Here is a 13,142-nt window from a genome sequence, read left to right as displayed (position 1 = left end):
TAAATCGATGCCTGAAGTATTTATAGACGGTAAACGTTACGAATTTGAAGGAAAGCCAATGTTGCTCCAGTTTATCCTGGATCAGGGATTGGAAGTTCCCTTCTTTTGTTACCACCCAGCCATGTCGATACCGGCTAACTGTCGTCAATGCATGGTTAAGGTAGGTACGCCTGTTAAAGATCGTGAAACAGGTGAATTTGAACACGATGAAAACGGGGACCGCAAAATTCGATGGTTTCCCAATCCACAAACCTCCTGCTCTACTCCTTTACAGGATGGCATGGTGGTGCACACCCAGGAAACTTCGGAAGAAGTGGCCCGGGCTCAAAAGGATAATCTAGAGTTTATTCTTGTTAATCACCCGCTTGACTGCCCTATTTGTGATCAGGCCGGTGAATGTCCATTACAGATTCAAACGTATAAGTATGGACCTGAAGGCAGCCGATTTGAAGTTAAAAAGGTACATAAGCCCAAGCGTGTTGAGCTTGGTCCCCGTGTGACTATGGACGCGGAGCGATGCATCAACTGTACCCGCTGTGTTCGATTTACTGAAGAAATTAGTGAAACCAATCAGCTTACTATTGTCCAGCGTGGTGACGATAATTATCCACAGACCGCAGCCGGAGAAGAGTTTGATGATCCCTACTCCATGAATACGGTAGACATCTGCCCTGTCGGTGCACTCACATCCACCGATTTCCGTTTTAAAGCACGTGTTTGGGAGATGAATCAAACCCCAAGTATCGATATTACCAACGGAAAAGGATGCAATGTTGATCTTTGGACTCGCGATAATGAAGTATTGCGTATTACACCTCGGGAAAATGATGAAGTGAACGATTACTGGATGCCCGATGCCGGACGTGAAGCCTATAAGCTGTTTAATGAAAACCGCGCTGATAGACCTTCTATTAAGCTCGACGGTGACAATCAGTCCAATACTTCATGGAATAATGCCATTGAGACATTTGCCGAAGTGCTGGATGCTCATGAAGCCGATGATATATTAACAGTGGGCAGCCCCCATGCTTCTGTTGAAGAAAACTTTGCTTTCAATAAGTTTTTCAACCTGCTGGGTTCTTCTAATGCCAAGTTTACTCCAGATGTAATTCCCGGTGCCGGTGATGACTTTTTGATAACCGATGACCAGGCACCGAATACAAATGGTTGTCGGGCAATAAACTTAGACGAAGCCGACAGCAATAGCTTACAATCAGCAGTATCAGGGGCAAAGGTTGTTATAATTCTTTCTGATGATCTCGTTGGCAGAGAAGTTCTTTCTGCGGCAGATTTAAATGATTCATATACCATCTCTTTTGCAACCAACGAAAACGATACCACTAATGTATCAGACTTGGTTATTCCTATTACCTGTATAGCCGAACATGCTGCCAGTTACGTAAATGTAGATGGTCGTATTCAACGCTCCTACCCTGCTAAAGAGACCAAGTATACCAATCGACGTCTCAACCTTGAGATGTCTGAAGGACGTCTCGATCGTTACGGAACCAATTTTGACAACTGGGTTAGCGAAGAGAATAAAGTAGACTGCCTACCCGTGTGGCAATTCCTGAATAAACTGGCAGAGCGTATCAATCTTGACTTTAGCTATAATCATTCTCGAGATGTTTTTGCTGATATCAGCGAGCAGTTCGATATGCTCAGTGATATTTCATACGAACGGATGGACGAAGAAAATGGCGTTCAGCTCCCGATCAAACAAGAAGAAGTAAAACAAGCGTAAATAAAATATTTCAATGGAGCCTGTAACTACTACATCATATATAGTTTTAGGAGTAGCACTTTTTATGCTACTTAACTCTGCAGCACTTGCTGTTTATGCCGAACGGCGTGTTTCTGCTTTTATCCAAAATCGCTACGGTCCTAATCGTGTTGGTCCTGCTGGATTACTCCAGCCTATAGCCGACGTGGTTAAGCTTCTTCTTAAAGAGGATGTCACTCCTGCCAAAGGGTTTAAGACGGTACATGCCATTGCCCCGATGATCCCCGTTATTACAGCCCTGATGACAGTCGCGGTGATCCCGTTTGGGGATGGGCTGTATGCCACTGATATTAACGCAGCAGTGCTCTATCTGCTGGCTGTTAACTCCCTAGGAGTTTATGGAGTTACCCTTGGAGGATGGGCCTCTAACAGTAAATATTCCTTGCTTGGTGGATTGCGTGCCGCCGCCCAGATGATCAGTTACGAACTGCCAATGGGAATGGCCGTCGCTTCCTGTATCCTTTTTGCGGGATCTCTTAGCATGATCGATGTTGTAAATTCCCAAGAAACATGGTGGAATATCATCCGCAATCCTATTGGAGCCGTTATCTTTATTGTAGCGGCTTTCGCTGAGGCCAACCGTACTCCTTTCGACCTTGTTGAAGCCGAACAGGAACTTGTTGGTGGTTTTCACACTGAATACAGCGGAATGAAGTTTGGGATGTTCTTCCTTGCCGAATATATGCACGTGATGATCGGCAGTATGCTTATTACCACTTTCTTCTTTGGCGGATACCACCTGCCCTTTGCCGGATATTATGAGTCATTACTTCCTGAGGCCGGCTCAGTAGCAAAAATGATTTTAGATGTCTCGGTCTTCACGCTTAAAACCCTAATTTGGGGCTTTATCTACATCTGGGTACGGTGGACAATTCCACGATTCAAGTATAACCAGGTGATGAAGCTGGGATGGAAACGAATGCTCCCAATAAGCATCTTTAACTTCTTGGGACTCGCTATTATCATTTTCGCCTGCCATCACTACTTCGGATAATATCCATAAAGACTTTAAAAGAGGCTGGAGGCATTAATGTCTACCGGCCTTTTTATTTTTATACTAAACGGTACTAGACGGACAGCCTGATAACGTCGATATTTTTACTGCTATTTTGTATCTTTTGCTGTTCTGATACCACTGCTCGGTACTATTATAATCCACATCAATTTCGAGCTAATTACTGATCGATGAAAAAAGTTGCTTTTAAAACACTCGGCTGCAAGCTTAACTACTCCGAAACCATGGCTATTCAGCGTGATTTCGAAGAAGAAGGCTATGATATTACGAAATTTGAAAATGAAGCCGATATCTACGTCATAAATACCTGCTCAGTAACACAGAGTGCGAATGCAACCTGCCGAAGCACCGTTCGACGAGCCCTGCGTCGTAACAACGACGCTTTTGTTGCCGTCATTGGTTGCTATGCGCAGCTCGAACCCGATGAAATTGCTGATATCGACGGGGTGGATGCCATATTAGGAGCTAAAAACAAATTTAAGCTCCTGGAACTTTTTGATGATTTTGAAAAGCGTACCGATCCAATAGTCTATAACTCTGACGTTAATGAAGCAGTAGATTTTCATAATGCTTTTTCTGCTGATGACCGCACACGCGCTTTTCTGAAAGTACAGGATGGTTGCAGCTATAACTGTTCCTTTTGTACCATCCCAATGGCCCGGGGCGAAAGCAGAAGTCCCGAAATCTCATCGGTTATCAAAAATGCTGAACTTCTTGTTGAAGAAGGATTCAAAGAAGTAGTAGTAACCGGTGTAAATGCAGGTGACTACGGGCGTGGAACTGATGAAAACTTCTTTATGCTGTTACAAGAACTAGATCAGGTTGACGGGCTTGAACGTATCCGTTTTTCTTCTGTTGAACCCAACTTGATGCATGAAGATATTATACATTTCACTGCAGAATCCGATAAAATTCAGCCTCACTTCCATATGCCGCTTCAGAGCGGGAGTGATAAAATGCTGGCGTTGATGCGCCGTCGTTACCAGTCAGGGCTTTATCGTGAACGTGTGGAACTAATAAAAGACCTGATGCCCGATGCTGCCATTGGCGTCGATGTTATAACCGGGCACCCCGGGGAAACCGAGGAACTGTTTCAAGAATCTTTTGACTTTATCGCGGATCTGCCGGTTTCCTATCTGCATGTGTTTACCTATTCCGAACGTCCAAATACCCATGCCCTGGATATTGAACCTAATGTCCAAAACAGCGTCCGGAAAGAACGTACCCATAAATTGCGACGCCTGTCTGAAAAGAAACGTTTTGATTTTGATACCTCTTTCAAAGATGAAGTGCGCCCGGTCCTTTTTGAAGGAGCTGACCACAATGGGGCTATGTTGGGCTGGACTGATAATTATGTTCGGGTTGGCATCCCTTATAATCCCCAATATGAAAACCGGATTTTACCCGTGCGCTTGGGAGCTCGCTCCAAAGATGGGTACCTTATCGGTGAGCTAACCCCGGAAGCAAAAGAAGAACAAAACGTAATTGCAGAACTCGTCGGGTAATCTATGGCTGACTCAACTCCAGAAGAACTTATCGAGAATATCATATCCTTTATAGAACGGGAGCGCGAGGTATATGGAGAATTCTCGCTGGGTATGGACTCCTCAGCCGATAAGAATATTGATACCAAACAGCCGGCTGATACGACTTACGAACAAGAGAAGAAACAAAATACGGCAGAAGAGCCTGAAGCTAGTAATACCGGATCAACAACACAGCCTTCCTCATCAGCAGAGCCAAAGGAGTCAACACAAGAACCTGCTGAGGATGATAAACCCAAGACAGTACAAGACTACATAGACGCTTGTGATTCTTTACAAGAACTAGAAGCCCTTTGTAAAAAAGCTGATATACTTCGCACAGATCTTGAAGGCACCCAGCTCGTATTTGGAGTGGGTAACCCCAATGCCGACCTGATGTTAATTGGTGAAGCGCCCGGGGCTGAAGAGGATCGACTGGGAGAACCGTTTGTTGGTAAAGCAGGACAGTTATTAAATAAAATATTAGCTGCCATAGATTTCGAACGCGAAGATGTATATATCGCTAATATTCTAAAACACCGGCCGCCTAATAATAGGAATCCCAAGCCTGAAGAACGGCAGCGTAGCCTCCCCTTTCTACTAAAACAGATCGACCTTATTGAACCTAAACTCATTTTGTCACTCGGTAAGGTTTCCGCACAAACATTGCTTGACAAAAACTCTTCGCTTTCCAGTATGCGAGGTCGATTTCATAATTTCCGCGAAAACTACGAACTGTTAGCTACCTATCACCCCGCAGCGTTACTGCGACATGCCAAGTGGAAACGCCCTACCTGGGAAGATGTTAAACTTCTGCGGAAGCGATATGACGAACTCGGAGGCCAACCGTAATTTTTACAATTTGATCGCGGTTTTTTCTTCATTCTAACAGACTCATTTCTTACTTTGTAACTTGGAAATTCCTCTTCTCATCGTAATATTCATTGGTGATATAATTTAGGATGGCAGCACAACAAGGATCAAACTATAGTAACAATTCTGATTCAGGTATTATACAACAGGAAGGGCGCGTTCCGCCACAGGCCGTAGAAGTAGAAGAAGCGGTCTTGGGTTCTATGCTTATTGAACATGAGGCGGCAACGGTAGCTCTGCAGATGCTTTCCAAAGAAGATTTTTATAAACCCGCCCACCAACACATTTTCGAAGTCTTACATGACCTTTACGAGCGCGACAACCCGCTCGACTTGCTCACGGTTGAAAACGAGCTTCGGGATAAAGAATTGCTGGATACCTGTGGCGGCGCAGGATATTTATCAGAATTGACTCGCTCGGTGAGTTCTGCTGCAAACATCGATTATCACGCCCAAATTATTGCTGAGAAGGCCACAAAACGAAATTTAATACGTGGCTGTACCGAAATCATTAAAGATGCTTATGATAGTGCTACAGATCCTTACGATGTATTAGATAAGGCAGAACAACGTATTTTTGACCTCGCAAACTCCAAGCAGCGTTCCCAGGCACAAGCAATTGGTGATGTACTTAAAGATACCCTCTCCTACTTAGAAGATATCCGGGGAAAAGAAGCCGGTATTACCGGTGTTCCTACGGGTACGGATGTCGATAAAATGACGGCCGGATGGCAAAAGGGAGATATGATCATTATTGCGGCGAGACCTTCGATGGGTAAAACGGCTTATGTACTTACTACCGCCCGAAATGCTGCAATGCACCAGGATGAAAAGCTACAAACGAAGGTAGCGATCTTTAGTCTTGAGATGTCAAACCAATCGCTGGTACAGCGTTTGCTTACGATGGAAGGCAGAATTAATGCTCAATCTGCACGGTCTGGTCAGCTCGATGATGAAGAGTTCAAAAGACTTATTGATGCTGCAGGACGTCTGTTTACTGCGGATATTTTTGTTGATGATACGCCCGGTCTCAGTATTATGGAGCTGCGAACTAAGGCACGGCGTCTTAAAAGTGAGCACGATATCGGAATGATTGTAGTTGATTATCTGCAGCTGATGACCGCTACCGGAGATTTTGGTACTCGCGAACAAGAAATAGCCGCTATCTCTCGTGGTTTAAAAGCACTGGCCAAAGAGCTTGATGTGCCTGTTGTTGCATTATCTCAGCTGAGTCGTGCGGTGGAACAAAGAGGCGGTGATAAACGACCTCAGCTAAGTGACCTGCGTGAGTCCGGTTCTATTGAGCAGGATGCCGATGTTGTTTGTTTCCTCTATCGCCCTGAATACTATGGCATTAAGACAACTCCGGAGGGACAGTCTACAGCAGGCCTCGCCGAACTTATTATTGGAAAGCAACGTAATGGTCCGGTAGGAAGTGTACCACTTTACTTCGTTAAAGATTATGCCCGCTTTGAAAACCTGACTACTGCTGATACTGGTCCTTTTGGTGAGCCCAATAATGATAATAATGGGAGCAACGGTAGTTCCGACGATGATGGTGGTGGTCCTCCCCCTATGGGACATGATCCCGGTGGTGGCGAAGCACCTTTCTAATTAATTTGTTGAAACTGCTGTAACACCAACTATTACTGCAATAGCGTGGAACAACCTCTTTGCTTACTTTTTAAATGGGTTTGCTATAAATACTTGTGGTACTGTTCTGAGGATTAATTATCCGCCAGAAATCCTCTTTTTAGTATATCTTATTGCAATATCTTGGTAGAAAAGATCCAATTTATTGAGGAGGTACAATATAGTATATCTTTTAAAAAAGGAAGTGTGAATTTACTGCAGTTTCTCGAGTGCCTTTCGGGCTGCTTTCTGTTCAGCCTCTTTTTTACTTTTACCCTTTCCACGGGCAATCGGCTTATTATCTACAAGAACTTCTACGCCAAATGTCTTGTCATGGCCGGGACCTTCTTCAGAAATTACAGTATAGGTAGGAATTTCCATTCGTTCTGCCTGGGCAAACTCTAAAAGTAAACTCTTATAATTGTCCAGCGAGTTAATGATGGTCTTAAAATCCACATATCCCTCAATAACCCTTCGAACAAAATCGGAAGTAGGTTTATAGCCCAAGTCTAGGTAAATAGCCCCAGTAAGAGCTTCAAAAACATCGGCCAGCACACTTTTTGACTGTTCAACTCCCTGCCCTTTCACTCGTTCTCCCAGAAGCATTAAGTTGTTGAGCTCCAGGTTTTGTGCGTACATAGCCAAGCTATCTCCTTTCACAAGTTTGGCCCGCAGTTTAGTAAGAAAACCTTCATTCTTTTCAGGGAAAAGATCAAAAATGATCTCCGTTACGATAAGGTCCAGAACAGCATCTCCTAAAAACTCTAATCGTTCATAAGAATCGGTGCTCGTGAAATTATCATCCTCTAAAGTAGAACGATGCCGAAGTGCTCTAATATAAATAGAGGGGTTATCGATAGTGTTATCGATAATCCCCTCTAAATCTTCAATTCTTTGCTCGTGTTCAGGTGTTAACTCTATATCATTCTTAAAATATGATTTGAGTCTGTCGAACATTAATTATTCTTCAAATTTTTTGAACACGAGTGTAGTATTATGACCACCAAAGCCGAACGCATTGTTCAAGCCATATTTTACATCCCGAACTTCTGATTCATTAAATGTATAATCGAGATCGCAATCAGGATCAGGAGTCTCAAAATTTATAGTTGGTGGAATCATACCATGATAGGTACTAAGTATGGTTGCTAATGCCTCCATTGCACCTGCAGCACCCAAGGCATGTCCTGTCATCGACTTTGTAGAATTATGATTGATCTCATAGGCATGGTCACCAAATACTTTCTTAATGGAATTGGTCTCGGCGATATCACCTAAAGGTGTTGATGTACCATGCATATTAATGTGATCAACCTCTTCTGGTTTGATACCAGCAGAATCAAGTGCTCGATTAAGTGCCAATATCACGCCCTCTCCGTCGGGATCAGGAGCAGTAATATGGTGAGCATCAGCTGAAAAGCCGTATCCTACTATTTCGCCATAAATTTGAGCACCACGCTCTTTAGCATGCTCATATTCCTCTAAAAACAAAATTGCAGACCCTTCACCAAGAACGAATCCGTCTCGGTTTTTATCAAAAGGTCGCGATGCTGTTTTAGGATCATCGTTACGAGTAGACATTGCGCGCATGGCGTTAAAGCCGGCTACCCCGATTCTGGAAACAGGGGCTTCGGAACCGCCTGAAACTGCCATATCGCACTGCCCGTTACGAATTGAATCGTAAGCCAGGGCGATATTATGAGAACCTGTAGCACAAGCAGAAACAGCACAAAAGTTTGGTCCTTTAAAACCATACTTAATTGAAATCTGCCCCGCTACCATATCTGGAATGAGTTTAGGAATAAAGAATGGCGATACCCCACGCGGTCCGTGTTCATGGAAAGATACGGATTGTTCATAGAAGGTAATCATACCTCCAATTCCGGTTCCCACGATTACGGCAACATCATCCTTATTGATACCATCAAGATCTAACCCCGTATCCTGGATAGCTTCTTCAGCAGCAATTAATGCATACTGACAAACCTTATCCAGTCGGCGTGCCTCTTTACGATCGAAGTAATCCTCTGGATCATACCCTTCGATCTGGGCCGCAAACTTGGTTGGGAAGTCTGATGTGTCAAAGTGCTCAATAGGTTGAGCGCCACTCTTTCCTGAAATTAATCCATTCCAGAAATCTGGTGCCGTCTTACCTACAGGGGTAAGGGCACCAATTCCGGTAATGACTACTCTACGTTTCGACATGCTAATTATTTAGCGTGTAAATTTTATACTTTGTCTTGTAGATATTCAACAGCATTACCCACTGTTGCAATATTTTCTGCATCTTCGTCTGGAATGCTGATATCGAAATCTTTCTCAAATTCCATGATCAGCTCAACAGTGTCAAGTGAATCAGCACCTAAATCATTTGTGAAGTTAGCTTCATGAGTAACTTCTGATTCATCAACACCTAATTTGTCAACGATAATTGATTTTACTTTTGCTTCGACGTCTTGTGACATAATTTGTATTTAACTTGTTTTCGAGTTAATTAAAAAATTGTTTCTGCCTACTTTCGTAAAGCATGGGCAGAAAATACAATTTAAATAGATAAAAATACACTTCTCAATTTCTTATTCGTAAAAGAGTAACTTACTCTTTTTACATGGCCATACCACCATCTACGCGAATGGTCTCGCCAGTAATGTACTCACTTAAGTCAGAGGCTAAAAATAAAACTGTCGATGCTACTTCATCAGCATCACCTGCCCTGCCCAGTGGAGTCTCTTCTTTAATAGACTCTAATACTTTTTCATCCAGTTCATCCGTCATTTCGGTGGTAATATAACCGGGTGCCACAACATTAGCTCTAATATTCCGAGAAGCTAATTCTTTTGCATATGATTTCGTAAATCCAATAAGGCCTGCTTTTGAAGCCGCATAATTGCTTTGTCCTGCATTTCCTGAAATCCCAACAACAGAACTGATATTAATTATTGAGCCTCCCCGATTTCGCATCATCGGCTTGGCTACGGCTTTACTGTAGTTAAAAATACTTTTCAAATTAGTATCGATAACTTGATCCCACTGTTCTTCGCTCATCCTCAGGATTAGATTATCTCTTGTAATACCGGCATTATTGACCAGAACATCCAACTTTTCCCAGTCTTCGGTGATTTCAGTAATAACTTCTTGGGCACTGTCAAAGTTTACTGCATCGGCCTGAATTGCTTTGGCTCTTTGGCCTTTCTCTTCGATCAGCTTTTTTACCTCATCAGCAGCATCTACAGAACTTCGGAATGTAATAGCTACATCAGCGCCATTATCAGCTAACATCAATGCAATTGCGCGTCCAATACCACGGCTCCCGCCGGTTACTAATACTGTCTTTCCTTCAAGTGATAAATTCATAATAATAAATGTTAAGATTCTACAGCAGAGTACAAAAGAATTCTACAATAATAATTTTATTTATTGAAGGCCACTTATTTTTACATCATCAAGGGTACGTTTTACCAGTCCCTGCAGCACCTTGCCCGGTCCAACTTCAATAAAAGACTCTGCATCGTTTTTGTGCATATTTTTAAGTGTCTGTGTCCAGCGTACCGGATTCAATAATTGATTCAACAAATTAGAACGAATCTCTTCAGGATCGGTAGTCGGTTCTGCCGTATAATTGCTATAAATGGGACAGTCGGGCTCTGAAATATCCAAGGCTTCCAGACTCTCTTTAAGCCCATCATAGGCCGGCTGCATCAATGATGAGTGGAATGCACCGCTTACTTCAAGTATTTTCGCCAAGCGGCATCCCTCCTCTTTAAGCAAGTCAACTGCTTTTTGTATAGCATCAGCATCACCGGAAATAACCAGCTGCCCGGGACAGTTATAATTAGCAGCAACAACCTCTTTACCGGTTTCTTCGGTTGCCTGCTCACAGATACGTTCTACAATATCATCATCCATACCGATAACGGCCGCCATTGTTCCCGGATTTTCTTCACCGGCTTGCTGCATCAGCTCACCGCGTCGGCGAACGATCTTAAGGGCATCTTCAAAGTCTACAGCCCCACATGCCACCAGTGCTGAGAATTCACCCAGACTGTGGCCGGCAACCATATCGGGATTGGCATCCAGCTTTTTATAGAGAGCTACTGAATGCAGGAAAATAGCAGGTTGCGTATATTCGGTCTGCTTCAATTTCTCTTTAGGCCCTTCAAACATAATCTCTTTGAGATCAAAACCGAGTATCTCATTGGCCCGATCTACATAAGATGCAAATGTTTCGTCCTGTTCGTAATGGGTCTTGCCCATACCAACAGATTGTGCTCCTTGTCCCGGAAAAAGATAAGCTGAACTCATATTATTACATTCCCCACTTTAGATAAATTGCGCCCCAGGTGTATCCACCCCCGAAGGCAGCTAAAATTAAATTATCTCCTTTTTCTAGTTTTGACTTCCAATCATACAGGCAAAGCGGAATAGTAGCTGCCGTAGTATTACCGTACTTATCAATATTGACCATCACTTTCTCGCTGTCTAAGTTCATGCGATTAGCAGTGGCATCAATAATTCTGCGATTTGCCTGATGAGGCACCAAATAATCAACATCATCGGCAGTAAGATTGTTTTTCTTCAAAATCTCAGTAGAAACATCCGCCATTCCAACTGTGGCCTTCTTAAAGACCGTACGTCCGTCTTGTTTGGCGTAATGCAATCGATCGGCAACTGTTTCTTCGGTAGCAGGGTTTAAACTTCCTCCCGCCGGCTGATATAATGCAAGCCCGGTATCACCTTCAGAATGGTTAATATAATCTACAATACCATTTCCATCTTCTGATGCTTCAAGTAATACCGCACCGGCTCCATCCCCAAAAAGGATACAAGTAGAGCGATCGGTATAATCGACGATAGAACTCATTTTATCGGCGCCGATAACCAATACTTTTTCGGCTCTTCCTGACTCAATGAAACTCCCACCGGTAGACAGTGCAAAAAGAAAACCGGAACAAGCTGCAGAAAGATCAAATGCATAGGCATTAGTTGCTCCAATTTCGCTTTGTATCAAGCAAGCTGTTGCCGGGAAAAGATAGTCCGGGGTAACGGTAGCACAAATAATGACATCGATCTCATCAGCCGAGATTCCGCGTTCATCAAGTACTTCTTTAGCGGCCTCTGCTCCCATAAAAGCAGTGGCCTTGTCGTCATCCTTTAAAATCCGACGTTCTTTAATACCAGTTCTTGTTTGAATCCATTCATCATTGGTATCCACCATCTGCTCCAAGTCATGATTAGTCAACTTGTCTTCAGGCAAATAGTGGCCTACTTCTGTAATCGCTGCTCGTTTTACTTCAGCCATGTAAAGGGGTTATTTATTTAAGAGATGCTACAATTTTTTCATTGATATTGTGATCCACGCATTTCGCGGCATTCAATATCATATTTTTTATCGCCAGAGGTGAACTGCTGCCGTGCCCTACCATACTTACACCGTCAACGCCAAGGAATGGTACGCCCCCGATGCGATCAGAGTCAAATTCGGCCAGCGAAGCCTTCAATACTTTTCCAACGAGCTGGGCTTCTTCAGCACCAAGCTCCAATTGTTGTATTCCTTTCTTAACAAAAGTATTGAGTGCATCCGGTATTGATTCACCGAACTTGAGTAAAATATTACCTACTAAGCCATCACAAAGAAAGATATCGGCTTCAGCGGAAAAGATATCGCGCCCTTCTACATTTCCCACAAAATCAGGAAGAGCCTGAAGCTCTTTATAGGCTTCTTTTAACACGCCGGTTCCTTTTTCTTCTTCTTCACCGACATTCAGAAGGCCTACTTGGGGATCTTCGATATCCATTATTTCGCTGACAAATATTTTGCCCATCTGGGCAAACTGTACTAACATTTCAGGACGCACTTCAAGGTTTGCCCCTACATCGAGTAGCAGACGCAGACCTTTTACCGTAGGGTACATTGCTGCAATGGTAGGTCGACTTACGCCTTCAAGCTTTCCAAGCAGAAAAGTTGAAGCTGCAAGTAAAGCACCGGTATTTCCGGCGCTTACAAATGCCTTACATTTGCCGGCCTTATGCATCCCTATTCCAGATACTATAGAAGAGTTTTGTTTGCTCTTTACAGCTTGAGCCGGGGACTCATCCATCTCAATTATATCAGGAGCATGCTGCACCAAGAGGCGCTGCTCATCGTATTCATGCTTTGATAGCTCCTGTTCAATTATATCTTCAGGCCCTAATAAAACAACTGTTAACTCAGCCATCTCGTCAAGAGCTTGAATAGAACCTTTAACCGGATTTTCGGGATAGTAGTCGCCCCCTGCGGCATCTACAGCAATGATCATGAAATAGGAATTTAGCTAAAG

Annotated in this window: 12 protein-coding genes; 5 read left to right on the top strand and 7 right to left on the bottom strand. The window is 43.4% G+C overall.

The window, feature by feature from the left end; translation table 11 throughout:
• Positions 1–7 precede the first annotated feature (7 nt).
• The 5 genes from G3569_RS01150 (at position 8) to dnaB (ending at position 6,807) form a co-directional block, all read left to right on the top strand.
• Positions 8–1,744, top strand: a complete 1,737-nt coding sequence (locus G3569_RS01150; RefSeq protein WP_165265223.1) for an NADH-quinone oxidoreductase subunit G — start codon at positions 8–10, stop codon at positions 1,742–1,744.
• A 13-nt stretch (positions 1,745–1,757) separates the two neighbouring features.
• A complete protein-coding gene (gene nuoH, locus G3569_RS01145; RefSeq protein ID WP_165265221.1) occupies positions 1,758–2,777 on the top strand; it encodes an NADH-quinone oxidoreductase subunit NuoH in 1,020 nt (339 codons plus the stop codon).
• Between the two features lie 191 nt (positions 2,778–2,968).
• Positions 2,969–4,303, top strand: coding sequence for a tRNA (N(6)-L-threonylcarbamoyladenosine(37)-C(2))-methylthiotransferase MtaB (mtaB, locus tag G3569_RS01140; protein ID WP_165265219.1), 1,335 nt, complete (start codon positions 2,969–2,971; stop codon positions 4,301–4,303).
• Positions 4,304–4,306: 3 nt separating this feature from the next.
• The gene (locus tag G3569_RS01135; protein ID WP_165265217.1) at positions 4,307–5,173 is read left to right on the top strand and encodes a uracil-DNA glycosylase; all 867 of its coding nucleotides are present in this window, start codon (positions 4,307–4,309) and stop codon (positions 5,171–5,173) included.
• Positions 5,174–5,283: 110 nt separating this feature from the next.
• Entirely contained in the window at positions 5,284–6,807 is a 1,524-nt protein-coding gene (dnaB, locus tag G3569_RS01130) for a replicative DNA helicase (protein WP_165265215.1), read from the top strand.
• A 231-nt stretch (positions 6,808–7,038) separates the two neighbouring features.
• Here the strand turns inward: dnaB and rnc are convergent, their stop codons facing one another.
• The 7 genes from rnc to plsX form a co-directional block, all read right to left on the bottom strand.
• Entirely contained in the window at positions 7,039–7,782 is a 744-nt protein-coding gene (rnc, locus tag G3569_RS01125) for a ribonuclease III (RefSeq protein ID WP_165265213.1), read from the bottom strand.
• 3 nt (positions 7,783–7,785) lie between these two features.
• The gene (gene fabF / locus G3569_RS01120; protein ID WP_205719971.1) at positions 7,786–9,030 is read right to left on the bottom strand and encodes a beta-ketoacyl-ACP synthase II; all 1,245 of its coding nucleotides are present in this window, start codon (positions 9,028–9,030) and stop codon (positions 7,786–7,788) included.
• A 23-nt stretch (positions 9,031–9,053) separates the two neighbouring features.
• Positions 9,054–9,290, bottom strand: coding sequence for an acyl carrier protein (locus G3569_RS01115; RefSeq protein ID WP_165265211.1), 237 nt, complete (start codon positions 9,288–9,290; stop codon positions 9,054–9,056).
• A gap of 139 nt (positions 9,291–9,429) precedes the next feature.
• A complete protein-coding gene (fabG, locus tag G3569_RS01110; RefSeq protein WP_165265209.1) occupies positions 9,430–10,179 on the bottom strand; it encodes a 3-oxoacyl-[acyl-carrier-protein] reductase in 750 nt (249 codons plus the stop codon).
• 60 nt (positions 10,180–10,239) lie between these two features.
• Positions 10,240–11,127 (bottom strand): ACP S-malonyltransferase, encoded by an 888-nt coding sequence (gene fabD / locus G3569_RS01105; protein ID WP_165265207.1) that lies wholly within the window; start codon positions 11,125–11,127, stop codon positions 10,240–10,242.
• Between the two features lie 4 nt (positions 11,128–11,131).
• Entirely contained in the window at positions 11,132–12,124 is a 993-nt protein-coding gene (locus tag G3569_RS01100) for a beta-ketoacyl-ACP synthase III (RefSeq protein WP_165265205.1), read from the bottom strand.
• Positions 12,125–12,137: 13 nt separating this feature from the next.
• Positions 12,138–13,121, bottom strand: a complete 984-nt coding sequence (plsX, locus tag G3569_RS01095; protein WP_165265203.1) for a phosphate acyltransferase PlsX — start codon at positions 13,119–13,121, stop codon at positions 12,138–12,140.
• Between the last annotated feature and the right edge of the window lie 21 nt (positions 13,122–13,142).

It is taken from the genome of Fodinibius halophilus (assembly GCF_011059105.1).
Taxonomy (GTDB): Bacteria; Bacteroidota; Rhodothermia; order Balneolales; family Balneolaceae; genus Fodinibius; species Fodinibius halophilus.
The sequence above is the reverse complement of the archived record's forward strand: the minus strand, read 5'-3'. Positions and strand labels throughout refer to the sequence as shown.

What these genes read in the sequence shown, in the direction of transcription:
- G3569_RS01150 (WP_165265223.1), top strand. Translation starts at nt 8, where the DNA reads ATGCCTGAAGTATTTATAGACGGTAAACGTTACGAATTTGAAGGAAAG.
- nuoH (WP_165265221.1), top strand. Translation starts at nt 1,758, where the DNA reads ATGGAGCCTGTAACTACTACATCATATATAGTTTTAGGAGTAGCACTT.
- mtaB (WP_165265219.1), top strand. Translation starts at nt 2,969, where the DNA reads ATGAAAAAAGTTGCTTTTAAAACACTCGGCTGCAAGCTTAACTACTCC.
- G3569_RS01135 (WP_165265217.1), top strand. Translation starts at nt 4,307, where the DNA reads ATGGCTGACTCAACTCCAGAAGAACTTATCGAGAATATCATATCCTTT.
- dnaB (WP_165265215.1), top strand. Translation starts at nt 5,284, where the DNA reads ATGGCAGCACAACAAGGATCAAACTATAGTAACAATTCTGATTCAGGT.
- rnc (WP_165265213.1), bottom strand. Translation starts at nt 7,782, where the DNA reads ATGTTCGACAGACTCAAATCATATTTTAAGAATGATATAGAGTTAACA.
- fabF (WP_205719971.1), bottom strand. Translation starts at nt 9,030, where the DNA reads ATGTCGAAACGTAGAGTAGTCATTACCGGAATTGGTGCCCTTACCCCT.
- G3569_RS01115 (WP_165265211.1), bottom strand. Translation starts at nt 9,290, where the DNA reads ATGTCACAAGACGTCGAAGCAAAAGTAAAATCAATTATCGTTGACAAA.
- fabG (WP_165265209.1), bottom strand. Translation starts at nt 10,179, where the DNA reads ATGAATTTATCACTTGAAGGAAAGACAGTATTAGTAACCGGCGGGAGC.
- fabD (WP_165265207.1), bottom strand. Translation starts at nt 11,127, where the DNA reads ATGAGTTCAGCTTATCTTTTTCCGGGACAAGGAGCACAATCTGTTGGT.
- G3569_RS01100 (WP_165265205.1), bottom strand. Translation starts at nt 12,124, where the DNA reads ATGGCTGAAGTAAAACGAGCAGCGATTACAGAAGTAGGCCACTATTTG.
- plsX (WP_165265203.1), bottom strand. Translation starts at nt 13,121, where the DNA reads ATGATCATTGCTGTAGATGCCGCAGGGGGCGACTACTATCCCGAAAAT.